We start from the raw sequence: 24760 nt of genomic DNA, 5'->3' as shown, positions 1-24760 counted from the left end.
GATGGGATTCAAGGACGCCAACTGGGCCTACAGCCTCGACCTGCCAATGGCACAGAAGGTCGTGCTCGCTGCGATCTGCCAGCGCACCGACGACAAGACGCACACGACCCTCGTGGGGCAGCAGACAGTCGCCGAGATGATCGGCATGTCAGTCAGGTCAGTGCATCGCGCAGTTGGCGTCCTTGACGATCTCGGCATCATCACACGTGAACCGAGGCGACGCTCGGACGGATATCGATCCTCGGACGCCATCACAATCAACAGGTCTTACACGCCAGAGAGTCACGTGACAGACGTTCACATGACAGAGAGTCACGTGACAGAGAGTCCGACCTCACATGACACACAGGCCGATCTCACACGACAGAGTGTCATGACGATAGATGTCAATCAGTTGTCAACCAGAGATCAACCAGTTTCGGCGACGCCGAAGCCGAAACGACCCGCCGCGACCGGAACACGACTACCCGAAGGCTGGCTCCCATCAGCACCCGTCCGTGCAGCGATGAAAGACGCCGCGCCGCTCGTCGACCTCAGGACCGAACACGAACGATTCACCGACTACTGGATCGCCCAACCCGGCGCCCGAGGCCGCAAGACCGACTGGGACGCGACCTGGCGCAACTGGATGCGCAAGGCCAACGACGACGCCAAGCGACTATCCGCCCCGAAGTCATGGGAAAAGCCAGTCGGCAGACCCATGACGCTCGCCGAAGAGCGAGCCCGATACCTCCAAGAGGTGAGCTAACCCATGAACGAAAACCACATCCACGAGTTCGACCCGATCTCAGGCTGGTGCACGAGAGTCACCGCAGGCGACAGCACATTCTGCGGACACCGCGACGACGGCAGACACATCATGCCCTTCTCCGGCGAGATCATCCACACCGGCCCGAGCTATACGCGCACTGTGCTCGACACCATCAAGGCCAAGATCGAAGCACTCGTCGCCGCCAAGTACCCGACATACAGGAACAAGAAGCAGAACATCGACCTCAACACGCGCGCATACAGGGAGCCAGCCGCATGAGCCGCCAGTCGCGCCGCCAGGTCCGCCGCTGGGCACGGGGCTTCCACCGCCCGACATGGCGACTGGTCAGCTTCACCCTCACGAGGTGGCGGGCATGACAGCCAAGCACGCCGACCCCGAGTACCGGAAGAACGCCCGCCTCATCCGCCAACACGTGAACAGCGCACGCAAGCGCGGCATCGAGATCCTCTGCTGGCGGTGCGGCTGGCCCATCGACGAAGAGCAAGCATTCGACATCGGACACCTCAACCCCACCGAAGGACACAACATGGCCAACCTCGCACCCGAACACCGAGGAGAGAACCGCAGAGCCGGAGGCAAGACCGGAGCAGCCATCCAGAACCTCAGACGCGCCCGAACAACAGGGATGCTGCCATGGTGAACGCTTTTTTTATTTCGGCACGCGGAACCCCCGCCATAGGCTCTACAGTCATCTCTCTCCCTGAGGTCGACTCGTGAGCGAGATTCCCGCCGAAGTGTTGGCGCATCCGCTGCTGGATGAGTCGGCGTGGGTGGAGTTTCGGGACAGCGGCATCGTTCCGTTCTTCGAGACGGAGCTGGTCACGACGGAGGACTCGCGGCTGGAGTTCCTGGCGGGCGCGTGGTTGCTGGATCGCACGGTGAAGGATGGCGGGCTGCTGGCGAATGTGAAGCCGCAGATGCTCCGCGTGGTGGATGTACTCGCCGCGGGCCGGTTGTTGAATGGTGTGATCGAGCCCCGCCGGTCGAGCAAGACGACGACGCTGTTCTGCATCCTGCTGGGCCGCTGCTACGTGCGCCCTGTGCACATGGCTGGGTTCACGCTCGCAACGACGCAGAAGAAGGCGGCAGAGCGGTACCGGTTGGACGTGTACGGGCCGATCATCCGGCAGTGGCCGGACGAGAGTGTGCGCCCGGTGAAGCTGTACAAGGGCAACGGCACGGAGCGGGTGGAGTTCGACAACGGATCGGTGCTCGCTGTGCTGTCCCCGGACGGTGAAGCATTCCGGTCTGGAGCGTACGACACGCTGCTCGTCGACGAGGGCGGCGAGGCGTCCACGGCTATGGGTGACGACATCCAGTCGGCGGTGCTCCCGGCGTTCGATACGCGGCCTGATGGGCAGTTCATCGTCGCCGGTACCGCGGCGAAGTTCCGTGACGGCAACATCTTGTGGGACACCATCAACGATACGGTCGCCGGCGTGCTGCGGTTCACCGTCCCGGACACGATCGACCCCGAGGAGCTCGAGGCGTGGGAACCCGACGAGGAGCACCCACGGGCCCGGGTTCGCGAGCTGATCGAGGGCATGCACCCGGGCGTTGGCACGCTGACCACGCTCGAGCGCATCGAACTCAACTACCGGAAGCTGGGAATCGAACGGTTCGGCCACGAGTACCTCGGGCTGTTCGGCATGGAGGGCGCGAACCAAAGTCTCATTCCGGCACCTCAGTACGAGGCGGCGCTGCTGCAGGAGGCGATGCCGCCCATGCCGAAGCTGTTCACCCTCGCCGTGGCCGTGCATCCTGACCGCGCGTGGGCCAGTGTCGGGGTCGCGTGGAAGCGTGACGACGGGCATGTACTCGTCGGCCTGCTGCATCATCAGGACGGGGTGAAGGGATTCGCGCAGAAGGTGCTGAGCCTGACACGCAAGCTCAAGGTCCCGGTTATCTACGACGACGGGTCCACTGCCACGTCGGTGGAGATGGAGTTCTTGGCCAGGGCGAGCCCGCGCCCGCAGCTGTCGAAGATGGCGACCGGCGATGTTCGCAGGTCCGCGACGAAGGTGTTGAAGCGGTTCGAAGAGGGCACCATCCACCACTACGGGCAGACGCAACTGGACGATGCTGCGCGGGTGGCGGTGAAGCGACCGATCGGCAACGCTGGCGGGTTCGGATTCGGCCGTCCGAAGGATGCACCGGGCGTGGACATCACCCCGCTCGAGGCCATCGCACTCGCCGTGCATGTGCTCGATGATGAGCAGAAGAAGCAGAAGATCGACATCGTCTTCGCGGCTTAGAGCTTATCTACAAGCAACACGCCGATTGGTTGTGGGTAACCTACAACAATACGGGTAATGTGGAGGCGTGGGTTTCCTCGAATGGCTCGGCTTCGGTGCCTCGCCAACTATCGGTATTCAGTCGCCCCTCGCGCCCACTGACAACCTCACGATCTTCGCCGCCGACGACTGGCTGCGCAGCGGCGCGAATGGTGTGATAACCACTCGTGAGACTGCACTTCGCGTCCCTGGCGTCAAGCGTGCGCATGGCATCCACTGCTCACTCGTCGGAGGTCTCAACTTCTACGACATGACGGGCGATCAGCGATCCGAGGAGCAGCCGGCCTGGCTTACTAACTCGGCATCTGGCATCGCGCCGTACCACCGTTGGTACGGCCTTGCGTCCGACCTCTTCATGAGCGGATGGGGATGCCTCGGCTTCACCGACGACATGACTGACTGCATGCATGTCCCGGTCGGCTGGTGGGGAGCTGACGCCGCAGGGAACATCGTCATCTTCGACCAGCGTGTACCCGCGCGATACCGTGCCCGCCCGATCGCTATCCCGATGGGCTACGGCAACAACGGGCTCCTAGTGGACGGCGTCAGTACCGTGCGTGCTGCCCTCCGAATCGAAGATGTGTGGATGGAGCGGATCAACAACCCGCTGCCCGCGACCGATCTGCACATCACTGACCCTGCATACAACGAGATGTCGAAGAAAGAAAAGCAGAAGATCGTCGACCAGTGGAACGAGAACCGTGCACGCGCCGGCGGACAGACGGCAGTGACCCAGTCGTTTCTTGAGGTCCAATCTCTAGGCAGCATCAGCGCCGACCTGTTCGAGAAAGGCCGCAACGCGATCCGCCTGGATCTCGCCAACCACACGGCCGTCCCCGCGTCGATCATCGAGGGCGCGAAAGACGGCAGCGGCTCGGACATCAACTACAGCAATTCGGAAACCTCACCCAACGAGCTCTACAACTTCGGCACCAAAGCATTCGTACAGGCAATCGAAGCACGCCTCTCACTCGACGACGTGTGTGCACCAGGCCACAGCATCCGCGCCGACCTCACCGGAATCATGGCCACACCCAGCCTCAACACCGACCCAACCAGCGCCGACTAGGAGATCATCATGACCGACAACCTAATCCAGTTCGAGGGCGGCGATATCCTCGCCAACCTCGAAGAGCGAACCATCACGGGACTGCTCATCCCCTTCAACGAAGTCGGCAGGACCAACATCGGTCGCTTCCAGGTAGAGGCGGGAGCAGTCGAGCTACCTGCCGACCCCATTGTTATTGGAATCAACACCGACCATGATCCGACCTCGGGCGTCGGTCGTGCTACCAAGGTCTGGCAGGAAGAGCGCGGCATCATGGCGACATTCTCGATCGCCAAAGGGCCCAAGGGCGACGCAGCCCTCGCGGATGCGATCAGCCCGACGGGTGAACGTCGCAAGCTCTCCGGCGAGTTCGGCCCTGCCTTCATCAAAGCGGGCAAGCTCGTCGCCGGAACTGCACACCTCTGGGGTGCAGCGCTCGTGAAGGCCGGCGCATTCCCATCGGCACAAGTACTCGCCGCAGACACTGCCGACCCCGCGCCCGCGATTGAGGGTGTTCCTGCCATCGCAGCGGATGACCCTGCCCATGTGGTCATCGCCGTCGACACACTGCCCACTGACATCACCGCCACGACCCCGGATGGGTCGAGCGCGGTCTACGAACCTAACGCCGCCCCGGCGCAGGAAAACAACACCGAAGGAGCGTCCAACGTGACCGCAACCGCAACACCTGCCGGGGCTCCGGCAGCAGTCCCTCCCACGATCCCGGGCGCGCCCCAGGTTCTCGCCAACCAGGCACCCGCGACCACCGAGCCGAGGCCCGTCGACCGCCGCCAGGTATTCGCCGCCATCGCCGCAGTGAAGGCAAACCCGAATGACCAGGAGAACGTGCAGATCCTCGCCGCTCTATCCGACATCAAGTTCGACGGAACGGGTGCACTCCCTGCCTCCGGTGTGCTCCAGCCCAACTGGCTCGGGTCGCTCGACACGGGCGCGTACGTGCGCGAGTACATCGACCTCGGCAACCTCGGCACCGCAATCACCGCCGGCGGAAAGTCCGGATACAAGACCAAGCGTGGCACCACCGACGCGCCCATCGCCGGACCCGCAGGCATCCCGAATGGCGGCAACTGGACCGGCAACAAGGGGGACATCAACTCCTACGACGGGCGGACTCAACTCTTCGGATCGAGCCTGCGCCGCTTCGCCGTCGGCAACGACATCGCGAGGGAGTTCTACGACCTCCCGGGCGGTGCAGAAGTCGTCGACTCTTTCATCAGCCTCCTTCAGGAGGATTACATGTACTGGTCCGACATGTGGGCACTGTACGACCTGATCTCCCAGCCCGGCGCTCCGGTCGCGGCCGACACCTACCCGACCAACTACCCATCCGCCGTGGGCATGCTGATCCAAGGCATCCTTGCCGTCAAGAAGCGCAAGGACGACGGACGCCGCGACGTACCGACATTCGCCATCGCCAACGACACCGCCTACGCAGCGCTCGCGTACGCAGCCGGTGGAGAGCAGAACCTGCCCGCATTCGTCAACCTCGTCATCACGACCGCCTCAAAGGGCACCGTCGACGGCAACGTTAACGTTGTCCAGGGCGACAACGGCATCACCGACACGGCATCCGTCACGGTCGGTGCGAAGGCCGGCATCGACTTCGACGAGATCGCCGGCGGCCCGCTCGTCGTCAACGCGCTCGAACTCGCCCGCGGCGGTATTGACCGGGCCGTGCACGGATACCTCCAGACGTTCCCACGTCGCTCCGAGGCATTCGTCACCATCGGTACCGCCGACACGCGCGCGAACTCCACCGACTACGCGCTCGGTCGTCTGATCAAGGCGAGCAGCGTCGTCTATCGAGTGGTTGCCGCCGGCACGACCGGCGCATCCGCGCCGACCGCGCCCGCAGTCGGCGCAACCGTCACGGACGGCACCGCGACGCTGCTCCGCCTCGTCTAACGGATCGGGAGCGAAGTCATGGCCGAATGGTTCACAGTCGAGGGCGACACACCCGAGGAAGCGACAGCGGCGCAAGAGCGCCTCGCTGCCGCCTGGGTGGACGCACCTCTCGACAACCTGGAGGTGTGCGCCATGCTGCTGAACGTCGCCAAGACCGACGTTCTCGACTTCGCTCCCGACCCTGCCGACGAGGACGATGCGCCCGACCCGCTGCCCGACCCGCCCGTGATCCCCGAGCGCTACGTGCTTGCACAGCTCCAACAGGCCATCAACCTGTGGAACGCAGGCCGCGTGAGCTCGGACGGAACCAGCGGCATGGACACGTTCACGTTCACGCCGCGCCCTCTCGACAAGACAATCCGGAAAATGATCCGCCCAACGAAGGGACTATTCAGTGTCGGATAGCCTCCGCGTCTGGCTCGACGAGCAGCTCACTCCGCTGCTCCCATCGGGGTGGACACTGATCCCGAACCAGCGGATGCCCGAGACGATCACTGTCACCACGGTGGTGTTGAAGCATTTGGAAATCGAACGTCTCGACGCGGCACCGCTCGGGCAGCTACGTAACACGGTCGTGCTCACCGTGGCGGACGCTCACCAGAACCAGACCACCGCGGAGAACGAGCTCGACGAGTCCGTTCTCACCCTGTGCACCGCTCTGGACGCCCTCAAGAACCTCAACTGGACTGGCGCGAAAAAGGTACTCGTGAACGACACCTATTTGGGCTGGGACATCACCCTCACCGTCATCACAAGCAAGGAGTAATCTCATGGCTCAGATCGCCGTCAACCCGTTCCTCATGAAGGACTGCCTCCTCACGGTCGCAGCCTCGGACTACGCGAAGCACGTCTCCGCTGTCGAGTTCGTCCCGACGTCCTCCGTTGCGACGTGGAAGGGGCTCACTCCTGATTCTGTTTTCAGCTTCGGCAGCAACGCGACCTGGGTCTGCAACCTGACCTACGCGCAGGACTGGAGCACCGCTGATTCGCTCTCCCGCTACCTGTACGACCACGAGGGAGAAGAGATCGAGGTCGTGTTCGAGCCGGTTGCAGGCGGACCGTCCGTCACGGCGACGCTGATCATCACCCCGGGGTCGATCGGCGGCGCTGTGGACTCGGTTGCCGTCTCCACCGTGGGCCTCGGCGTCAAAGGCAAGCCCGTCCTGGAAGCGGTCGCCTGATCATGGCGAGTAGCGGGAGGATCTCGCTGCTCGTCTCCAGTCCACTCGCGACCCTCGTGCAGGCCGTCAAAGGGATGGATAAGGAGGTGACCGCGCAGATCCGGAAACACACGAAGCCGGTCGCTGAACCTGTCTGGCAGGAAGCGGTGCGCGGCAACGTCACCGACCGCCTCCAGACCCGCGTGCTGTCCGACACGGCTCGGGTCGCCGTGTCGGACTCGAACATCATGCTGCGCTCCGGCGGTATCGGGAAGATGACCAACGGCACACCCAAGTCGCTGCTGGCCAGCGCGGCGGAGTTCGGTGCCGACCCGAACAAGCGCATCACCTCACACACCAAGGCAGGTAAGGCGTACACGCGCCGTCGCGGGGCACAGTTCAAATTGCCCCGCTCGCGTGGCTACGTGGTGTTCCCGGCCGCTCGCGAGGTCATCCCCCGCATCGCCTCACTGTGGGTTCAGACCGCCGTACGCACGGTGCACGAGGTGTTCGAGAAAGGTGGCGTCCGTGGCTAAGGGCATCGAGATCGGGATTGCTTCGGAGACGAAGGCGTTCAAGCAGGGAATCGACACCGGCATCATCGCCCCGCTAGAGGACGCCCAGAAGTCCCTCACCGACCTGGGCCGCGACAAGGGTCTGGACAAGCTGGAGGACAACCTCCAGGACGCGCAGAAGGCGTCGAAGAAGCTGGAGAAGGAGACCAAAGACACTGCCGACGCCATCGAGCAGGAGTATCGGAACGCCTACCGCAAGCTCAAGACCGAGTCGAAAGAGGGATACCACAAGGCCTCTGAAGCGGCCGAAGGATTCAAAGACGAGGCCAAGCAGAACTTCGCCGAGACCGCATCATCATTCGACGGGTCTATGCAGTCAATCGCGGACGGTGTGCAGGGCACTCTCGGCGGTCTCGCCACGTCCGTGGCTGGCCCGCTCGGCCTCGCTTTCGGTGCCCTCGGTTTGACTGCGGGAGCGTTTTACTCGCAGTGGCAGAAGAATGCCGAGAAAGTTCAGGAGCGCATCAAAGCGATGTACGACGACATGCTCCAGTCAGGTCAGGATTACCTCTCCCAGGACTATGTCAATGACCAGCTCGCCGCTCTAAAAGACGACCAGAGCCAGTACAACGACCTGGTGAAACTGTCAAAGGATCTCGGCCTCGACCTCTCGGACGTGCTCATCGCCCAGGTCACCAAGGGTGAAGAGCGCGACCGCGTCGAGGCGCGCATCAGAGACAAGTACAAAGAACAACTCGACATCGCGGGCAAGATCGAGGACGGCTTCACGCACACCGGCAATGAAGCCGCGGTCGTGGCCGGACAGCTCTCGAAGTGGAAAGACCACTTCGCGGATCTCGACAAAGACCAGGCCGACACACTCTCCACCGTGCATGACATCCGGGACGCCCAGGAGCAGGTCAACGCGAAATACACCGAGCAGGGCAAGCTCATCGACTCGAACAACAAGAAGCTGAAAGAGACGCCCGCCGAGGTGAAGGTCAAGGTGGCCGAGCCGGATTCGTCGAAGTTGGATGCGTGGCTCAAGAAGCCGAAGAACACGAAGGTCACGGTCGATTTGTTCACGCGTGATGGGAAGCGGATCTACTGATGGTCACACAACTCGCTCTCGACCCGCGTGGCACTGTGGTGGTGCGCAGGAATCTGCTCAAGAATCCGTCTGGCCGCCGCACGCTGACTGGGTATGTGGCGCTCGGCGGCACGCTGGGGCAGGATGCGAACGCAGACACGTACTGCACGGTCACCGCGCCCGCCAGTGTCGCGTCTGCTGGTGTGCAGATTGAGCAGCTCACGGTTGGTGTCGGGCTGACGGCCGATACTGACTACACGCTGATGATCGATATCGGTGCGATCGGCGGGTCATCGGCACAAATTTTTGTGCTCGGCGCGGGTCTCGTCGCGGACGTGTCATCCACGACGGTCGCCCCCGATGTTGGGCTCATGACGCGCACCGTGACGTTCACGACCGCCTCGGCAGGCCCGGTCACGGTCTATGTGCTCAACGGCTCCGCTGCGGCGACCGGCAACACGATCTACTGGCGTGACGCGCTCCTCGGCTCCGCCGGAACCTATTTCGACGGCAACACGGCCGCCGTAGGCGATCTGAGCTATGCGTGGACTGGTGCTCCGGATAACAGTCCCTCGATCGAGCAGACCGTCGACCCGGACACGGTCTCCGCGGCGATCTTGACCGTCGGCTATGAGGTGACGCGGCAGGTGAACACGATCGTCCACGATGTGCCGAATGCGGCCGTGCCGCCGGTCACATTCAAGGGCGCCCAGTCCAGGAGCGGCACGCTCCAGTTTTTGTTCTCGGAGCGGGAGACCTGCCGGCGGGCGGAGATCATCCACACCCGGCCCGGCTACATCACGATCACGGACACGGACTGGCCTGACGGGGGTATGAGGTATGTGGCGCAGGGGGATGTGACCTCGCAGCTCGACCCCGACACGCAGGTGCTGTGGCTGTTGACGACCGGGTTCAGGGAGGCGTGATGGCGACGCCAATGATTCACGCCTGGCAGGTGTCGTGGGCGGACGACTCCGGCAGCGTCGTGCGCGCCTACACGTACACGGTCACCGAGGGTCGCCTCACGCTCGACGAGAACTGGGCACCCTACATTCAGGCCGAGGTCATGTTCCCGATCGTCGGCCTCGTGGGCGTCGATTTTCTCGACCCGCGCACGGACGTGCGCGTCAACCTCACCCTCACCATGACCGCCCTCGGGGCCAGCGCGGCGGTGGCGAGCCGATCGTTCAATCTGGGGGTGCGCACCCGCGAGGTCGACTGGATCGCCGGGACCGTCACCCTGACCCTGGCGTCGGATGAGGCCCTCATGCAGGACTACCGTGACCTTCAGCACGCAGCCGCCGTGTACGGATTCGGCAAACTCATCTACATGGTGCCCGCGGTCATCCAGACCGTGCTACCGGCCGCGACGGTCACATTCCCGACAACTCTGCGCCCTGCCGACAATGCCGCTATTAGCGACGTCGTCTACGGAACGAGCACGCTGTGGGACGTGCTGGCCCCGTGGGTCACCCGTGCTGCCAGGCGAGTCTGGTGCGATGGCGCCCGTGGTTGGCACTACGACGATCCGGCCACCAACCTCACCGCATCCCCGATGCTCCTGTCCGTCACCGACAACCTCACCTCCGCCGTGGAGACACTCGACCGCACCGGCGACTGGTATGACGCCCTGGGCATCACCTACAAGCTCGGAGACGGCACCTACCTCGCGTTCCGCACACCCGCCGGATACACCCGCGCTGGCGCGCTCGAGCGGGAGACTACCGAGTTCGTCGATTATGCCGAGATCGACGTGATCCGCGCCGCGAGCAGCCACGCCGGCCGGCAGTTCCCCATCACCGCGGTCAGCGACATCACCGCGCAGCCCGGACTGCCCATCACCCTCGACCGCGGCATCGGCGCAGAGCTCACCGGCTACATCAGTGCCGTCACATTCGACTGCGCGACCGACGAAATGACAATCCGACCGAGAGATCTAGCATGAGCACGAACGGGCATCTGGCCGCAGCGGAGCTGACGACCGTGCAGGGCACAATCCAGCTGCGCACCGACACCGCCGCCGCGTGGAACGCGATGAAAGCCGCTGCGGCCCGTGACGGGGTGACACTCACGATCGCACCGCCAGCGGGCGGTTACCGCTCGTGGGCAATGCAGCTCGACATGCGTGCACGCCCCGCGCTGTACAACATCACTCCCGGCATCATCCCGGGCCTGCCCTCCGAGCATGGTCTCGGAATCTGTGTCGACATCGCGCAGGGGCTCGCCTGGGTGAAGCACAACGGCGCCCAGTTCGGATTCACATTCCCGCTGCGCACCGACCCGAACCATGCACGCTACAACGGCACCACCACCGCAGGTAGCGGTGGCACATCGATAGGAGATGACGACGTGATTGACGACGCATATTGGAAGCGGCTCGACATCGGACTACAGTCCGTGATCGACCAGATCCGCGGCAGCAAAGAGGCCACCATCAAGCAGCTGCGTGAAGACCTCAGTTACATGCGCGACACGACGTTCAAGAGCTTGCAGGACGGGATCTCGCACCTCACCGCGAACGGCGGTGACATCTCGGCCGCGGACAGGGATCTGATCATCTCCGCGATCAAAGCCGCACCCGCGGCGACCGTCGCCGCGATCAAGGCCGCCCTGTAACGATGAGCGATGCAGTAGCAGCAGCGATCATCGGCGGTCAAGCGCTCGTCCTGGCCGCCGTGCTGCCCCTACTGATCTCCACCAGGCGGCACGCAAAAACGGCAGCCGAGGAGACAAGCAACGACCACAAAACCAATTTCCGCGTCGAGTCCGACGAACGTCACGCAGAGACCGCCGCGAAACTCGACAACCTCACCCGACTCATGCACGCCCAAGGCCGCAGAATCGGCCGCGTCGACCGACGCGTGACCACCATCAACACCCGCCTCGCAATCGTCGAGGACACCATCCCACGAAGGAGCACGAAATGAACATCGCCAAGCAAGCCAAGGCCGCCCTCGGAGGCATCCTCTCCGGCCTCATCACCCTCGCCGCCGTCGCCGCCAACGCCCACGGCATCCAGGACGTGACATTCATCCAATGGGTACTCGTCGCCATCAGCATCATCGGAGTCTGGATCGGCGTCTACCGCATCCCCAACAGACCCGTCAGCTGACCAGGACTCTCAGTCACGCGCTGGCGCTCTCCACGTAATGGCGCACGCCAGCAGCCACGTCAAGAATGCGGCCACGCCGAGGACGGCGAAGATGCCAGCCCACAAGAACTGGACTGTTCCATCACTGAATATCGACGACGACTCACTGGACCCGATCATGGCCAAGACGCCCGCAGTCCCCAACGCGAGAATCCAGACCCATCCGAGCGCGACAATGTACGGATTCATGCCAGTGAAGAAGCCAGGCTCGGCCTTGACCCGTGAGTTCGGTTCATTAGTCATGGCGGCAGCGTAGCGCGGACCACCCGTATCGTGCCCACATTTTGCCCACATTTGTACGAAAATAGGGTGATTGAACCCAATCCAAACGAACCCAAAACCCCCGTATTTACAGGGATCGGGCCACCTCGCCAGTGATCCATGGGGGTTGAGATAGGGTTCAAATCCCACCGGTACCGCTCTGTGATCTCGCAAGACATAGGAAACTCTTGAACCTGCATGGGCTCAAGAGTTTCTTGTGTTTTGGGGTTGGTAGTCGTGGGTCGGGTCTGGGTTCAGGTCGCGGATGCCCTGCCGGAGAAGGCCGCGGATCGGTCGCGCCGGCGGTCGGCGGCTCCGCTCCGCGACGGAGCTGTCTAGGAGAGGCAATTGCCCGCGCCGGCACCGTGCCTGAGGCTGGCAGGAACGGTAGATTATTCACGTGGACAACGGCGCTCAAAACAGTGAAACGAACGTTGACCCCACCCTCGCGGTGCCCCGTCGTCACCGGGCGATTGCACCGCCCGAGGCGGTCGGACGGCTCGAGTGGATCACCCAGCGCCTCGCTCGCGCCCTGCAGCGCGCCGTCGAGCTCGTCGCGTCCGACAACGACATCACCGTGCCGGAGTACCACCTGCTGCTCGCCACGAGTGACGACGTCGGCCGGTCGAACGCCGAGCTCGCTCGGCTGATGTTCGTGACGCCGCAATCGGCCAATCGGGTGCTCGCCGGGCTCGAGCGGCGCGGTTACGTCGTGCGCGCGGGCGAAGCCTCCCGCGGGCGCACGCGCAACACCGTGCTCACGCCGGAGGGGCGGGCCGTGCTCGAGAGCTGCACGAAGCGCATCGCCGACATCGAGGGGCGCGTGATGGCGAGCCTCGACGATGACCACCGCGACGTCATCCTGCCCGCGCTGCTTCGCGCGGCCGACACCCTCGTCGGCGGTTACTTCGGCAACGTCGAGGATGAGCGCCGCGCCGCCGCCAACCGGCGCTCTGCGCAGTCCCGGGGCTGAGCATCCGCCTGAACCGGGCAACGCGAGTCAGCGCGGCCAGCCGCCACCGAGGGCGAAGCGGCAGAACTGCAGGGCCTGCCTGAACTGGCCGACCTCATCCGGCGGAAGCGGAGATACCATCTGCTGCTCGATCCAATCGACCGTGGGCCGCACGTGCGCGAGAAGTTCGTGACCCGCCGTCGTGACGGTCAGGAGCTGGCGTTGTTGGTGGGATGGGTCCTGCGTGCGCGAGACGAGGCCGGCCTCCGTCAGCTCCGTGGTCACCGCCGACATTGATTGCGCGCGCACGAACGAGTTCTTCGCGAGCTCCGCCGAGGTGAGGCCTGGCCGACGCTCAAGCACCGTGAGCGCGGTGTACTGCGTGACCGTGAGCCCGACCTCGCGGGTCACGGACTCGAGGCGAGCGCGGATGGCGAGTTCCACCTGCTTGATCAGGTACAGCAGGGTGACGGTGTCGCCCTGGGTCGGCGGGTGGAGGGCCTCGATGCTCATGTCGACAGCCCCGCGATGAATGACACCATCGACTGCTCGACACCGGCGAGATCGAGGGTGCGCGGGTCTGCATTGCTGGCGCGGATCTCGAGCACCGGGATTCCGGCATCCTCGAGCGCGAGGGTGATGAATGCGGCGCCAGGCACGTCGTCCGCGACGAGATGTACTACCCCGTCGACTCCGTGACCCCTGGCCTCCTTGACGTACCACTCCGGTGCGAGCGGGGGCGCGTAGAGCAGGTCGGTGATGCCGACGAACCGGGCAGCGAGGGTCTCGATGGCGTCGTCGCCGTAGCGGATGTAGCCGTCCGCGGCGATCGCGAGATACATCGACCACACGAAGACCGCGCCGAACTCGTCTTCGAAGCGGCGGTACATCGCGGTGTCGCTCCAGAGTCCGCGCCCCACCCACATCAGGCGGGTGCGCTCGTGCTCGGCGACGGCGGCGCTCGACTCCACGAGCGAGGCGACCTCGTCTCTCAGGGCGCGCGCGGCATCCCGACCCCACTCGCTGCCCCGATGCCACTGCGGAATCATCACGGCCGGAATCGTGTCTGACACGCGCACGGGAGTCGGGCGAGCGGAGGCGACGAGGTCGCGCGCCTCGCGGTTGTACTCCTCCTGCTCGTTGATGAGCCGCATCACCCTCTCGAGCTTCTCCAGCTCGAAGGTGCGGCCGGTGCGCCGCTCGAGAAACTCGATGAGCTGCCGGTTCTCCGCCGCCATGAGGGCGATCCGCTCGCGCCCGAAGACGCGAGTCCACTCGCGCGGAGCGAGCTCCCACCACTCGCCGTCCGGGGTCACGGCCGCCGTGCGCTCGTAGGCGAAGTAGCCGATCGATGGATCGTCGGTCCAGGCCTCGAAGACCTTGCCCGTGGCATCCCCGCTCAGTTCCGCGATCACGAAGTCGGGCTTCGGCAGGCCGCCCCACGGTGCGCGCTCAGGGTCGAGACCGCGGGATCCGAGGGCCAGCACGTCGTACTGCCTGCTGTCGTCGGGGTATCCGTTCCTGGCCACGACCTCGAGGCTCTCGGTCGCGCCCTGCTTCGCGGTGACGATGGATGCCCACCACTGGTTGACGACATAGGGGATGTCCATGGCGCGCAGGATCTCCTGCGGCGCGTCCGCGTTGACCAGAGCGAATATCCCGCCCGCGGCGACGGACGCACGCAACTCGTCGAACCACTCGTGCTGGTGCGCGAGCGCCGCCGTCGCGGACGCCAGCCGGGTCACGATGCCGCTCGCAGGGACTCGACGGCAGCCACGATCTGCTGCGGGTCGTCGGCCGCATCGCCGCGCACCATGACGGCGGGCACTCCCGCGCGTGCGCTCTGGAGGCGCCAGTCCCAGGCCGGTGCGTCGTCGTGCGGGCGCACGACGCTCAGCAGGGCGCGGGCGCCGGTCGCGATGATGCCGTCCCGGGTCGCCGACGCCCGTGCGGCCATCGTGGACGACGCGGATGCCGGTGCCCCGCCAAGTCGGGCGAGCGCGAGATCGCGGAGCAACTGCTCCCTGCCCCGGTCGACCCTCGCGGGCAGCTCGTCGCTCAGAATCGGATCGCCCCAGTCGTGGTCCTCCCCGACGACGGTGGCCCCAACGGCCTCGACCGCGCGATACACCTCGTCTCCGAGGGGCGCACTGCCGGTGAGGAAGAGCGGGAAGGCGGCATCCGTGGGCTCGGTGGTCGTGGCGCGCAGGAGCTCCATCGTCGTGGCCGGGGGCAGGGCGGCTGCCACTCGGTACGCGTGCAGGGCCGTCGTGCCGGCGAGTCGCCGCGCCCGACGCTCCGCGCGCATCCGCTCGAGCTCCGCTCGCAGCCCGACCAGCTCGGCGTGGGCGTCGCTCAGGGACGCCTCCGTGATCGGCGTCGACGTCCAGCTCTCGAGCGTGCGCACCATCCCGGCGAGTTGGGCGATGTTGAACTGCACGGTGCTCTCCCTGTTCTGGTGCACCTGATCCACGAGGCTCACCCCCACCGTGGTACGCCCGCGGCGATGGAGTTCCTGCAGCGTGTAGAACAGCCGCACCGAGGACTCGGTGTCCCGCGAGAGGAGGATGCCGGAGAGAAAGTCGAGCGACCCGTCGAGCACCGAGGCCAGCACGAGGGTGGCCGCGCGGTCGACGGCTCGGCCGAGGAAGCGATCCGTCTCGTCGGTTGGAGCGCCCTCGGGTGCGATGCGGAACGGATGTGCGTCCGCCGCGGCGACGAGGAGCGCTGGCACGTCCCGGCCCACGATTCCGACCACCGCGCGACCGGATGACGCGATGGCAGCCGCGGCGGATCGTGCGCCGAGCGCCGCGGTCTCGAGCTCCCCCGTCACAGGGCGCCCGCGTCTCTCAGGGCAGCGATCTGCTCGGCGTTGTAGCCGAGGAACTCGCTCAGCACGGACTCGGTGTGTTCCCCGAGCCAGGGCGCGGGGCGATCCAGCGAGGTGCTGCTGCCGGAGAGCACGATCGGCACCCCGGAGCCATAGAGATCCTCCGCAACACCGAACACCGGATGGCTCAACTGTTCGACCTCGCCGCGGCTCAGCACGAGCGGGTCGCGAACCGCCTCGCCGGTGTCGCGCACGGGGGCCGCGGGAACGCCGTATTCCTCGAGGCGGCGCACGGCCTCCGCGGAGGTGAGGTGCTGCGCCCAGCTCGCGATCATGGCGTGCAGCTGGTCGGCGTTGTGCACGCGGCTGTCTCGCTTGGAGAAGCGCTCGTCGTCGGCCATCTCCGGCACTCCGAGCGCCTTCATGACACCGGAGCTGAAGGCGTCGGTCGGACCGCACAGGGCGAACCAGCCATCCTGCGTGACGAAGACGCCGAACGGAGCGAGGCGAGGCACATACGAGCCCGTGCGCAGCGGCATCCCGACCGTCTCGAAGGCGTCGAAGGGCTCGCAGGCGACGAGCGAGGTCAGCGCTCCGAGCATCGACACGTCGACCTGCTGGCCTTGACCGGTGCGCTCACTCTCGAGCACCGCGGCGAGAGTGCCGATCACGCCGAACAGGGGCGCGACGAGGTCGGCGATCGGCAGACCGAATCGCACGGGCGGCTCACCCGGGCTGCCCGCCGTCAGCATCGTGCCGCTCAGCGCCTGGATGATCGTGTCCATCGCCTTGCCGCTGCCTGGGCCGCCTTGGGCGCCGAAGCCGCTGATCGACGCATAGACGAGGCGCGGATTGATCTCGCGCAGGGTCTCGAAGTCGACGCCGAGGCGTTTGGTGACGCCGGCGCTGAAGTTCTCGACCACGACATCCGCACTCTTGGCGAGTTCTAGGAAGATCTTCTTGCCCTCTGGGGTCTTGAGGTTGAGAGTCACGCTCTCCTTGTTGCGCCCCCGCAGCATCATCGACACCGACATGTCTTTGTCGCTCGTGCGCCGCGTCTCGAGACCGTGGTCGCTGTAATACGGGGCGTTGTTGCGCGAGGAGTCTCCACCGAGCCGCGGGTTCTCGATCTTGATGACTCTCGCACCGAGACCGGCAAGCAGCAGTGTGGCGTATGGCCCAGACAGGGCGGTCGTGAGATCGAGCACCGTCTTCCCGGTCAGCGGCCTAGCGGTGTCGTTCATTCGGTGTCTCCTTGTTCGTGTGGTGCTCGGACCCGCACCTCGTCGCCCTCCCAGGCGAACTCGGTGTCGAATCCCTCCTCGGCGGTGATCCGCCGGATGTAGTCGATGACGTCTCTGCCGCGCTGGTCGTCGCCGTGCGGCACGGGCTGCGCGCCCTTGCCGATCCAGCACGGGATGACGCCCCAAGCCAGTCGGCCGGTCGGCGAGACATCGAGCAAGGCGATTGCCGTGTTGCGGCTCTCCGGATGGAACGGATACCAGCTCGGCAGACGTGGGTCCGGTTCGAAGCCGAAGAGCCTGCGACGGCGTTCTGCCCACTCGCGCTGCTCGTCGACGCTCGCGGCGGCGGGAGTGAGCGCGTCGGTGACCGTGACGAAGTTGCCGAGACCGTGGAAGATCGCGCGACTCCGATAGAACTCGATGCCGCGGAGGATGTGCGCGTGATGGCCGACGACCATCGCCGCGCCGGCGTCCACGGCGGCGCGCGCGATCTCGGTCTCGTAGGCGGCCAGTGCTGCCGGAACGTGCACGAGCCCCTTGTGTAACGCGACCACGAGCACGTCGACACGGGCGGCGACCCCCGAGATCGTCTCGCGCATCATGGCGAGGGATGCGGGGTCTGCGAAGGTGTGGACGCTCGGGGGCCCGCCCGGGTTCGCTCCGATGGCCTCGTAGTGCGAATAGACGCGCACGTACGCTCCGCCGGGGCGCCTGCTCGTGGCCCAACTGTCCGTCGGCCCGACGCAGTTGAACGACAGCACGCCGATCGTTCTGCCACCGCGCGAGAGGATGACGGGCTCGGTCGCCGAGGCGAGGTCCGCACCCGCACCCGTGGTTGCCATACCGGCCGCCCGCGCTGCGGTGATCGTCTCGACGATCCCCTCGCCCCCGGCGTCCGCGATGTGGTTGCCCGCGAGAGTCAGCACGTCGAATCCAGCACGGGCGACCGCGGCGAGATGCGCGGGGTCCGCCGGCGGGGCGGGTACGTCGATCGTCGCGACGGCAGTGGTCGTGGCGTGCGGCACCTCGAGCTGGCCGATCGTGAGGTCGGCGGCGCGCAGCACCGGCGCGGATGCCGTGAAGAACTCGTCCGGGTCGGGGCGATCGACGATCAGGTCGCCGACGGCCGCAATACGCAGGGAGCCGGTGGCGACATCACTCATGGCTGCCTCGGAGGTTCCGCGACGCCGTTCAGTTCGTCGACGAAGACGCGCACCTCGCGCACGAGACGCTCCGGGGCCTCCTCGCCGATCATGTGGCCGCTGTCCTCGAACAGCACCGCTTTCGCGCCGCGCACATTGACGGCGGCGCGCAGCGCAGACTGCGGTGAGATCACGCCGTCGCGCATCGCCGCGAGAATCAGAACGGGAACCCGGATGCCGCGGTACACCTCCGCGAGCGCCTCGTCGGTGGTGGCCTCGGGGAAGGGTTTTCCCTGGTTGATCTCGGCCTCGTCATCCGGTCGGAGTGCGGCCTCTTCAGCTCCGGCGGCGAATCTCACCTTCCGCGACTCGATCACGGCAGGGTCGTCGGTCCAGCCCGCCATGTGCTCGAGGATGCCTTTGACGAACTCCGGGTCCTTGCGGTGCTCGATGAAGCTGCGGCGGCCCTCGGAGGATGCGGTACCGCCCTCGCGATCGTGCGGCGTTCCGACGACCGAGATGAGGGCCTTGAGTCGCTCGGGGTTCCTGCGGGCGATGTGCCAGCCGATGCCGCCGCCGTGCGAGATTCCGGTGTAGAGGAAGCGGTCGATGCCGAGCCGGTCTGCGAAGGCGCAGACGTCATCCGCCCAGGTGTCGAGCCAGCTCTCCGGTGGGCTGGCCGGATGGGTCGACCGCCCGAAGCCCCGGGCCTGGATGGTGTACACGTGATACGAGGTCGGCGCGGCGGCCAGGATCTCCGGGTAGGCACCCGCCGCGAATCCCATCGCGGACGAGAGCACGACCTCGTCTCCCGATCCGAACTCCTCGTACCAGAGCTCGCCGTCTCCAACATCCATCACGCTCATTGCTCCCCCTCGTTTCGGCGACGTTGACGTTCTTCTCGCCGGGCGCGCTGCTCGGCGGGGTCTGGAACCGGCGCCGCAGCGAGCAGCGACCGGGTGTAGTCCTCGCGCGGACGTTCATAGACGTCGGCTGCCGGACCGAGCTCGACGATGCGGCCCTCCTTGAGCACGGCGATCGTGTGCGAGATGTGCCGCACGACCGAGAGATCGTGCGAGATGAACAACAGGCTGAGGCCGAGATCCCGCTGCAGCTCCGACAACAGGTTGAGCACCTCCGCCTGCACGGAGAGGTCGAGCGCGCTCACCGGCTCGTCGCACACGATCAGTCGAGGCGAGAGCATGAGCGAGCGCGCGATGGCTATGCGCTGCCGTTGTCCGCCGGAGAACTGGGCGGGGTAGCGGTGGGCGGCGTCCTCGCTGAGACCGACTCGCTCGAGCAGCATCGCGGCCCGGTCTGCGGTCTCTGCCGCGGTCATCCGCTTGTCGCGCGACACGATCCTGCACGGCTCCGCGAGGGTGTAGCCGATTGTCTTGCTGGGATCGAGCGAACTGTACGGATCCTGGAAGATCACCTGCCGAAGTGCGCCGAGCGCTCGACGCTCGCCCCGGGGCATGCGCGAGATGTCGCGCCCCTCGAAGAGCACCCGACCGCTCGCGATCGGCAGCATCCCGAGGATCGCCATGCCCGTGGTGGTCTTGCCGGAGCCGGACTCGCCGACGAGGCCCAGCGTGGTGCCCGTGGGGATGTCAAAGCTCACGGCGTCGACGGTGCGCTTGCGGCGGCGGCCGGTACCGCGATCCACGGAGAGGTCGGTCACCTCGAGAATCGGCCCGGTGGCGCTCACGACTGCACCTCACTCAGCTCGTCGATGTGGATGCAGCGGCTCGACCGTTTGCCCTCCAGGTGCACCATCTCGATCGGCGCCCGCAGGCACTCCTCGGTGGCGAGGGGGCAGCGCGCGGCGAAGTGGCAGCCGACCGGCCACTGGTGCGGAGCGGGAACCGAGCCTCCAATGGTGGGCAGCGGTTTGCCTGGCTCCGCGCCGTGCGGGTTCGAGCGCAGCAGCGCTGCGGTATACGGATGCCGCGGAGCCGAGAACAGTTGGGAAACGGACGCGCGCTCCACGACCTCGCCCGCGTACATCACGATCGCGCGGCTGCACAGGTCGGCGACGACGCCCCAGTCGTGGCTCACGAGGATGACGGCCATGCCGGTCTCCTCCTGCAGTCTGCGCAGCAGGTCGAGGATCTCCGCCTGCACCGTCACGTCGAGCGCAGTGGTCGGTTCGTCGGCGATGAGCACCTCGGGCCGCCCGGCGAGGGCCATGGCGATGGCGACCCGCTGGGCCATTCCCCCGGAGATCTCGTGCGGGTAGCGCGCCGCGAGGGCGGGATCGAGCTGCACAGCCATGAGCAGCTCCGAGGTGCGTGCCCTGGCGTCGGCGCGGCTGATGTGATCGTGGGCGCGCACGGCCTCGGCGATCTGCGAGCCGACCCGGAACGACGGGTCGAGAGCCACCATCGGCTCCTGCGAGATCATGGCGATCCGTGCGCCGCGCACCTCGCGAAGCCGGGCGTTCGACATACCGACGAGCTCCTCGCCTCCCAGGCGGATGGAGCCACCGGTGATGCGCCCGTTGACGCCGAGCAGGCCGAGCAGCGCGAGTGCCGTCACGGTCTTTCCGCTGCCGGACTCCCCGACGAGCCCCACGATCTCGCCGGGCAGCACATCGAAGTTGGCGCGCTGGATCGCGATCGTCTCGCGTCCGGCCGGACCGAAACCGACCGTGAGCCCACGCACCGAGAGCAGCGCGCCGGGGGACGCGGGCATCCCGGCCTCCGCGTCGTGCTCTGTCGCCGTGTTGGCGGGCTCATCCAGCTCGTCGGCAGTGGCCACGGCCGCGGTCACGGCCGAGGCGACCCTGCGGGCCGGACCCTCGGTGCGCACCCGCCTGGTGCTCGCGAGACCGGCAAGCGTGAAGCGCTCCTGGTTGGCGTCACGCACGGCATCGCCGAGCAGGCAGAGCGCGAGTGTCGTGACGGCGATGATGCCGCCGGTGGGAATGAGCAGCCAGGGGTCGGTCTGGATGAGCGTGGCGGCCTCGGCGACCATGCCGCCCCAGGTGGGCGCCGGCGGTGGCGGTCCGAATGCGAGGAACGCGAGACCGGTCTGGATGCCGAGGGTCGCCGCTGAGAACAGGCTCACCTGCACGAGCAGCACGCCTCGAATCTGCGGCAGCACGTGCGCGGCCATGATGCGCGCCTGCCCGACGCCGGATACCCTCGCCGCGCCGATGTAGAGCTCCCGCCGCACCGACAGCGCCGCGCTTCGGAAGACGCGGATGAACGCACCGCTGGCGAGCACACCGACGCTCACCATCGCCACGAACATGCTGTTGTTGAAGATGGCGAGCACGGCGAGCGTGATGATCGTGCCGGGGATGGAGAGCAGCACGTCGACGACGCGCAGGATGATGCGGTCGGTCAGGCCGCCGACATAGCCGGCAAGGATGCCGAGCGGGATGGCGATGATGAGCATCGAGACGACAGCGACGAGCACGCCGCTCAGCGAGTCCTGCCCGCCGAACAGCAGGCGGCTGAGCACGTCGCGCCCGAGGGAGTCCGTGCCGAGCAGGTGCGCGAGAGTCGGGCCCTGCTTCGCGATCCGCAGGCTCTGCTCGAGCGGGTCGTACGGGGCGAGCCACGGCGCGGCGATCGAACTGCCGACGATCAGGATCACGACGATGCCCGAGATCACGCCGAGCGGCTTGCGCAGCACGCGGTTCACGAGTCCGGCCGACATCGCCCGGGTTCCATTGCGGCGGGTCATTGCACTCGCACCTTCGGGTTCAGCACTCCGTAGAGCAGGTCGATGGCCAGATTGACGATGATCACGAAGAGGGTGAAGAACACGCCGACTCCGAGCACGACGGGCAGGTCGTGCGAGGTCGTCGCCTGGGTCACCATCGTGCCGAGTCCGGGAAGCACGAAGACGTTCTCGACGAACACTGCGCCGGTCAGCGCGCCGACGACGGTGAGCCCGAGCACGGTCAGCGAGGGGAGGGATGCGTTGCGCAGAACGTGCTTCCATACGATCGAGCGTTCGCGAACGCCGGTTGCCCGCAGCACGCGGATGTAGTCGCGAGCCAGCACGTCCATCGCGGAGTCCCGCATCTGCTTGGCCACGATGGTGACGCCGCCCAGGGAGAGCGCCGCCACGGGGAGCACGAGAGAGAGGAGCCAGCCGCCCGGATTGTCGGCGAACGGGATATAGCCGGTAGCGGGGAAGATCCGAATGGCCACTGCGAAGAGGGCGACCAGAAGGATGGCGACCCAGTAGCTGGGGAGCGCGAGGCCGATCAGCGAGATCGCATCGAGGAGCTTGCCGAGTGCGCCTCCGCGCACGGCGCTCGCGAGTCCGAGCGCCGTGCCGAGAACCGCGATCACGAGCGTCGACAGGACCATGAGGGAGAGCGTCACCGGCACCCGGGCAATGATCAGCGTGCCGACAGGGTCGCCGCTGAAGACCGACTTGCCGAAGTCGCCGTGGATGACACCGCCGAGCCAGGAGGCGTACTGGGTGAGCAGGGGCTGGTTCAGTCCGAGCTGGTCCCGAAGCCTGGCGACCGCATCCGGCGTGGCGTTCGCGCCGAGAATCGTGCGCGCAGGGTCACCCGGGACGAGCGACATGAGGAAGAAGATCGCGATGGAGGAGATCACGATCAGGACAACCGACAAGAGAAGCCGGTTGACGATGAGTCGAACCATGGATGCAGAGCTCCAGGGGGCCCGGCCGGCACCGGCCGGGCCCCATCGAGGGGTGGATAGGTGTGCCTGTTACTTTGTACGCTTCCAGGCGTACTGAGCGTCAGGTGCCTGCGGCAGCGGGTTCGGGTTGAGCGCCGACGCCTTCACATTGGTGATGGTCTTGCCGATCGCGAAGACGTTCTCCGTGGAGATCGCCGGGGCGAACCATCCGGCGTCATTTGCCGCCTTGGTGAGCGTCTCGTACGCCTTCGTCCTCGCCGTCGCACTCGTGCTCGACTGCGCCTGGGCGTACAGCTTGTTCAGTGTCTCGTTGACATTGCCGAACGGGTTGGTGACGCCTGGCTGGGTGAAGTTGGTCACGACCTGCGCGGAGTTCGTGCCCACGACCGGCCAGATCAGTGCAGGGAACTGCTTCGACAGTCCGGCCTGGATGAAGTCGGGAACGGAGTTCTTCACGACCAGGTTGACCTTGATGCCGATCTTGCCGAGGTCGCCGGCGATCGCCTGCGAGATCGTGGTCTGGCTGTCGAGGATGTTCTCGGTCAGCACCGTGAGTTCGAAGCCGTCCGGGTAGCCGCCCTTGGCCATGAGGGTCTTGGCCTGCTTGACGTCATAGGTGAATCCGTAGTCCGCCACGTGGCCGTCGGTGCCCTTCGCACCCATCTGGCCGTTGGGCTGGGTGTAGTCGGGGCTGAGCGCGGATGCCAGGGCGTCGCGGTCGATGGCCAGGGCGATGGCCTGGCGCACATCCGAGTTCGCAAGCGCAGGCACGAGCGTGCCCTGGGTGTCAGCGATCGTGAGACCCCAGGTGAAGAAGGGGGCTGCGACGAGCGTGAGGCCCGCTGCCTTCACGGTGGCCGCGGTGCCTGCCGAGATGCCGGCGAAGTCGACCTGGCCCGTGGTGACGGCGGAGGAAACTGCGCTCGGATCACCGATCACCTTGACGACGATCTTGTCGAACTGCTGGGCATCCGGGTTGAAGTACTTCTTGTTTCGCAGGTAGGTGTAGGAGGCCCCGGAGACCGAGTCGGCGGCGGAGTAGGTGTACTGGCCGGTGCCGTCGCTCGAGGTGAGCAGGCTCTTCGGGTCTGCGAGACCCTTCGGCCCGATGATCTGGCCAACACTCCAGTACTGCGAGAGGTAGTAGGGCGCATCAGGGTACGCCGCCTTGTAGGTGATCACGACGGTGTCGCTGTCTGGCGTCGTGATGGTGTCGACCGGTCCCGCGTACCTGGCATCGCCACCGCCGGCCTTCATCGTGTATTCGAGGGAGGCCTTCACCGCCGCCGCGTCGAGCTTCGCACCGTCGGTGAACGTGACGCCCTTGCGGATGGTGAGGGTCAGCTTGGTGTTGCCGTCAGACAGCGCCCACTTGGTCGCGAGGTCGGGGATGAGCTTGCCGTCACCGGTCTGGTAGACGAGGGAGTCATAGGGTAGCGAGGTGAAGATCGCGCTTCCGCCGGAGCCGCCGAGCGCCGGGTTCAGGCTGATGGGAACGCCGGCGAACTGCGTCGTGAGGGTGCCGCCCTTGGTGCTCGTCGAGGAGGACTTCGTTGACGGGCCGGAAGAACAGGCTGTGGTGCCGAAAACCAACGCCAGGGTAGTGACTGCGACCAACGCGGCTTTCCACGTCGGTCTGCGTGATGCAGACATGTTGCTCCTTTGCAATGAGTGGGGTACGAGGCGACGCGGCTGCGCGTCGAAGATGAAAGTATCAGCTAAACTGATACTCACGCAATAGGTT

Annotated in this window: 28 protein-coding genes; 17 read left to right on the top strand and 11 right to left on the bottom strand. The window is 66.0% G+C overall.

The window, feature by feature from the left end:
* The first annotated feature begins 1 nt into the window (after position 1).
* The 16 genes from ABUA28_RS03885 (at position 2) to ABUA28_RS03810 (ending at position 11917) form a co-directional block, all read left to right on the top strand.
* Positions 2-748, top strand: coding sequence for a helix-turn-helix domain-containing protein (locus ABUA28_RS03885; RefSeq protein WP_349902614.1), 747 nt, complete (start codon positions 2-4; stop codon positions 746-748).
* Positions 749-751: 3 nt separating this feature from the next.
* Positions 752-1030: a hypothetical protein gene (locus tag ABUA28_RS03880; RefSeq protein ID WP_349902613.1), complete on the top strand. Its 279-nt coding sequence runs from the start codon at positions 752-754 to the stop codon at positions 1028-1030.
* A gap of 94 nt (positions 1031-1124) precedes the next feature.
* Positions 1125-1412, top strand: coding sequence for a hypothetical protein (locus ABUA28_RS03875; protein ID WP_349902612.1), 288 nt, complete (start codon positions 1125-1127; stop codon positions 1410-1412).
* Between the two features lie 73 nt (positions 1413-1485).
* Positions 1486-3027, top strand: a complete 1542-nt coding sequence (locus ABUA28_RS03870; protein ID WP_349902611.1) for a hypothetical protein — start codon at positions 1486-1488, stop codon at positions 3025-3027.
* Between the two features lie 67 nt (positions 3028-3094).
* Positions 3095-4135, top strand: a complete 1041-nt coding sequence (locus ABUA28_RS03865) for a hypothetical protein (protein ID WP_349902610.1) — start codon at positions 3095-3097, stop codon at positions 4133-4135.
* A 9-nt stretch (positions 4136-4144) separates the two neighbouring features.
* On the top strand, positions 4145-6040 hold the full coding sequence (locus tag ABUA28_RS03860) for a hypothetical protein (protein ID WP_349902609.1): 1896 nt from the start codon (positions 4145-4147) through the stop codon (positions 6038-6040).
* Between the two features lie 18 nt (positions 6041-6058).
* Positions 6059-6445 (top strand): hypothetical protein, encoded by a 387-nt coding sequence (locus tag ABUA28_RS03855; protein WP_349902608.1) that lies wholly within the window; start codon positions 6059-6061, stop codon positions 6443-6445.
* Positions 6435-6806: a hypothetical protein gene (locus tag ABUA28_RS03850; RefSeq protein ID WP_349902607.1), complete on the top strand. Its 372-nt coding sequence runs from the start codon at positions 6435-6437 to the stop codon at positions 6804-6806. Before ABUA28_RS03855 ends, ABUA28_RS03850 begins: the two co-directional genes overlap by 11 nt.
* A gap of 4 nt (positions 6807-6810) precedes the next feature.
* On the top strand, positions 6811-7221 hold the full coding sequence (locus ABUA28_RS03845; RefSeq protein ID WP_349902606.1) for a hypothetical protein: 411 nt from the start codon (positions 6811-6813) through the stop codon (positions 7219-7221).
* A 2-nt stretch (positions 7222-7223) separates the two neighbouring features.
* Positions 7224-7736: a hypothetical protein gene (locus ABUA28_RS03840; RefSeq protein ID WP_349902605.1), complete on the top strand. Its 513-nt coding sequence runs from the start codon at positions 7224-7226 to the stop codon at positions 7734-7736.
* Positions 7729-8826 (top strand): coiled-coil domain-containing protein, encoded by a 1098-nt coding sequence (locus ABUA28_RS03835; protein ID WP_349902604.1) that lies wholly within the window; start codon positions 7729-7731, stop codon positions 8824-8826. The genes ABUA28_RS03840 and ABUA28_RS03835 overlap by 8 nt, the downstream gene beginning before the upstream one ends.
* Complete coding sequence (locus ABUA28_RS03830; protein WP_349902603.1) at positions 8826-9731, top strand: hypothetical protein; 906 nt, start codon at positions 8826-8828, stop codon at positions 9729-9731. Before ABUA28_RS03835 ends, ABUA28_RS03830 begins: the two co-directional genes overlap by 1 nt.
* Positions 9731-10750: a hypothetical protein gene (locus tag ABUA28_RS03825; protein WP_349902602.1), complete on the top strand. Its 1020-nt coding sequence runs from the start codon at positions 9731-9733 to the stop codon at positions 10748-10750. Before ABUA28_RS03830 ends, ABUA28_RS03825 begins: the two co-directional genes overlap by 1 nt.
* Entirely contained in the window at positions 10747-11421 is a 675-nt protein-coding gene (locus tag ABUA28_RS03820; protein WP_349902601.1) for a M15 family metallopeptidase domain-containing protein, read from the top strand. Before ABUA28_RS03825 ends, ABUA28_RS03820 begins: the two co-directional genes overlap by 4 nt.
* A gap of 2 nt (positions 11422-11423) precedes the next feature.
* Positions 11424-11732, top strand: coding sequence for a hypothetical protein (locus ABUA28_RS03815; RefSeq protein ID WP_349902600.1), 309 nt, complete (start codon positions 11424-11426; stop codon positions 11730-11732).
* The gene (locus ABUA28_RS03810; RefSeq protein WP_349902599.1) at positions 11729-11917 is read left to right on the top strand and encodes a hypothetical protein; all 189 of its coding nucleotides are present in this window, start codon (positions 11729-11731) and stop codon (positions 11915-11917) included. Before ABUA28_RS03815 ends, ABUA28_RS03810 begins: the two co-directional genes overlap by 4 nt.
* Positions 11918-11926: 9 nt before the next feature.
* Here ABUA28_RS03810 and ABUA28_RS03805 read toward each other — a convergent pair whose 3' ends face one another.
* Positions 11927-12199, bottom strand: a complete 273-nt coding sequence (locus ABUA28_RS03805; RefSeq protein ID WP_349902598.1) for a hypothetical protein — start codon at positions 12197-12199, stop codon at positions 11927-11929.
* A 418-nt stretch (positions 12200-12617) separates the two neighbouring features.
* Between ABUA28_RS03805 and ABUA28_RS03800 the strand changes: the two genes are divergently transcribed.
* A complete protein-coding gene (locus ABUA28_RS03800) occupies positions 12618-13190 on the top strand; it encodes a MarR family winged helix-turn-helix transcriptional regulator (protein WP_349902597.1) in 573 nt (190 codons plus the stop codon).
* Between the two features lie 27 nt (positions 13191-13217).
* Here ABUA28_RS03800 and ABUA28_RS03795 read toward each other — a convergent pair whose 3' ends face one another.
* The 10 genes from ABUA28_RS03795 to ABUA28_RS03750 form a co-directional block, all read right to left on the bottom strand.
* Positions 13218-13682 (bottom strand): MarR family winged helix-turn-helix transcriptional regulator, encoded by a 465-nt coding sequence (locus ABUA28_RS03795; protein ID WP_349902596.1) that lies wholly within the window; start codon positions 13680-13682, stop codon positions 13218-13220.
* Positions 13679-14914, bottom strand: coding sequence for a 2-hydroxyacyl-CoA dehydratase family protein (locus ABUA28_RS03790; RefSeq protein ID WP_349902595.1), 1236 nt, complete (start codon positions 14912-14914; stop codon positions 13679-13681). The genes ABUA28_RS03795 and ABUA28_RS03790 overlap by 4 nt, the downstream gene beginning before the upstream one ends.
* The gene (locus tag ABUA28_RS03785) at positions 14911-16002 is read right to left on the bottom strand and encodes a 2-hydroxyacyl-CoA dehydratase family protein (protein ID WP_349902594.1); all 1092 of its coding nucleotides are present in this window, start codon (positions 16000-16002) and stop codon (positions 14911-14913) included. Before ABUA28_RS03785 ends, ABUA28_RS03790 begins: the two co-directional genes overlap by 4 nt.
* Positions 15999-17243, bottom strand: coding sequence for a CaiB/BaiF CoA transferase family protein (locus ABUA28_RS03780; protein WP_349902593.1), 1245 nt, complete (start codon positions 17241-17243; stop codon positions 15999-16001). Before ABUA28_RS03780 ends, ABUA28_RS03785 begins: the two co-directional genes overlap by 4 nt.
* The gene (locus ABUA28_RS03775) at positions 17240-18406 is read right to left on the bottom strand and encodes a CapA family protein (RefSeq protein ID WP_349902592.1); all 1167 of its coding nucleotides are present in this window, start codon (positions 18404-18406) and stop codon (positions 17240-17242) included. The genes ABUA28_RS03780 and ABUA28_RS03775 overlap by 4 nt, the downstream gene beginning before the upstream one ends.
* A complete protein-coding gene (locus ABUA28_RS03770; RefSeq protein WP_349902591.1) occupies positions 18403-19251 on the bottom strand; it encodes an alpha/beta fold hydrolase in 849 nt (282 codons plus the stop codon). The genes ABUA28_RS03775 and ABUA28_RS03770 overlap by 4 nt, the downstream gene beginning before the upstream one ends.
* Entirely contained in the window at positions 19248-20093 is an 846-nt protein-coding gene (locus ABUA28_RS03765) for an ATP-binding cassette domain-containing protein (RefSeq protein ID WP_349902590.1), read from the bottom strand. Before ABUA28_RS03765 ends, ABUA28_RS03770 begins: the two co-directional genes overlap by 4 nt.
* Positions 20090-22078 (bottom strand): dipeptide/oligopeptide/nickel ABC transporter permease/ATP-binding protein, encoded by a 1989-nt coding sequence (locus tag ABUA28_RS03760; protein WP_349902589.1) that lies wholly within the window; start codon positions 22076-22078, stop codon positions 20090-20092. Before ABUA28_RS03760 ends, ABUA28_RS03765 begins: the two co-directional genes overlap by 4 nt.
* Positions 22075-23016 (bottom strand): ABC transporter permease, encoded by a 942-nt coding sequence (locus tag ABUA28_RS03755; protein WP_349902588.1) that lies wholly within the window; start codon positions 23014-23016, stop codon positions 22075-22077. Before ABUA28_RS03755 ends, ABUA28_RS03760 begins: the two co-directional genes overlap by 4 nt.
* Positions 23017-23085: 69 nt before the next feature.
* Positions 23086-24669, bottom strand: a complete 1584-nt coding sequence (locus ABUA28_RS03750) for an ABC transporter substrate-binding protein (protein WP_349902587.1) — start codon at positions 24667-24669, stop codon at positions 23086-23088.
* Between the last annotated feature and the right edge of the window lie 91 nt (positions 24670-24760).

It is taken from the genome of Parafrigoribacterium humi (assembly GCF_040227205.1).
Classification (GTDB): Bacteria; Actinomycetota; Actinomycetes; order Actinomycetales; family Microbacteriaceae; genus Parafrigoribacterium_A; species Parafrigoribacterium_A humi.
Note: the sequence above shows the minus strand (reverse complement) of the source record. Positions and strands in the feature narration are given on the sequence as shown.

Excerpts from the sequence above, each read along its gene's own strand:
- ABUA28_RS03770 (WP_349902591.1), bottom strand. The coding sequence starts at position 19,251 with ATGAGCGTGATGGATGTTGGAGACGGCGAGCTCTGGTACGAGGAGTTC.
- ABUA28_RS03875 (WP_349902612.1), top strand. The coding sequence starts at position 1,125 with ATGACAGCCAAGCACGCCGACCCCGAGTACCGGAAGAACGCCCGCCTC.
- ABUA28_RS03840 (WP_349902605.1), top strand. The coding sequence starts at position 7,224 with ATGGCGAGTAGCGGGAGGATCTCGCTGCTCGTCTCCAGTCCACTCGCG.
- ABUA28_RS03810 (WP_349902599.1), top strand. The coding sequence starts at position 11,729 with ATGAACATCGCCAAGCAAGCCAAGGCCGCCCTCGGAGGCATCCTCTCC.
- ABUA28_RS03855 (WP_349902608.1), top strand. The coding sequence starts at position 6,059 with ATGGCCGAATGGTTCACAGTCGAGGGCGACACACCCGAGGAAGCGACA.
- ABUA28_RS03760 (WP_349902589.1), bottom strand. The coding sequence starts at position 22,078 with ATGACCCGCCGCAATGGAACCCGGGCGATGTCGGCCGGACTCGTGAAC.
- ABUA28_RS03860 (WP_349902609.1), top strand. The coding sequence starts at position 4,145 with ATGACCGACAACCTAATCCAGTTCGAGGGCGGCGATATCCTCGCCAAC.
- ABUA28_RS03815 (WP_349902600.1), top strand. The coding sequence starts at position 11,424 with ATGAGCGATGCAGTAGCAGCAGCGATCATCGGCGGTCAAGCGCTCGTC.
- ABUA28_RS03885 (WP_349902614.1), top strand. The coding sequence starts at position 2 with ATGGGATTCAAGGACGCCAACTGGGCCTACAGCCTCGACCTGCCAATG.
- ABUA28_RS03805 (WP_349902598.1), bottom strand. The coding sequence starts at position 12,199 with ATGACTAATGAACCGAACTCACGGGTCAAGGCCGAGCCTGGCTTCTTC.
- ABUA28_RS03820 (WP_349902601.1), top strand. The coding sequence starts at position 10,747 with ATGAGCACGAACGGGCATCTGGCCGCAGCGGAGCTGACGACCGTGCAG.
- ABUA28_RS03755 (WP_349902588.1), bottom strand. The coding sequence starts at position 23,016 with ATGGTTCGACTCATCGTCAACCGGCTTCTCTTGTCGGTTGTCCTGATC.
- ABUA28_RS03830 (WP_349902603.1), top strand. The coding sequence starts at position 8,826 with ATGGTCACACAACTCGCTCTCGACCCGCGTGGCACTGTGGTGGTGCGC.
- ABUA28_RS03795 (WP_349902596.1), bottom strand. The coding sequence starts at position 13,682 with ATGAGCATCGAGGCCCTCCACCCGCCGACCCAGGGCGACACCGTCACC.
- ABUA28_RS03775 (WP_349902592.1), bottom strand. The coding sequence starts at position 18,406 with ATGAGTGATGTCGCCACCGGCTCCCTGCGTATTGCGGCCGTCGGCGAC.
- ABUA28_RS03880 (WP_349902613.1), top strand. The coding sequence starts at position 752 with ATGAACGAAAACCACATCCACGAGTTCGACCCGATCTCAGGCTGGTGC.
- ABUA28_RS03750 (WP_349902587.1), bottom strand. The coding sequence starts at position 24,669 with ATGTCTGCATCACGCAGACCGACGTGGAAAGCCGCGTTGGTCGCAGTC.
- ABUA28_RS03845 (WP_349902606.1), top strand. The coding sequence starts at position 6,811 with ATGGCTCAGATCGCCGTCAACCCGTTCCTCATGAAGGACTGCCTCCTC.
- ABUA28_RS03780 (WP_349902593.1), bottom strand. The coding sequence starts at position 17,243 with ATGAACGACACCGCTAGGCCGCTGACCGGGAAGACGGTGCTCGATCTC.
- ABUA28_RS03825 (WP_349902602.1), top strand. The coding sequence starts at position 9,731 with ATGGCGACGCCAATGATTCACGCCTGGCAGGTGTCGTGGGCGGACGAC.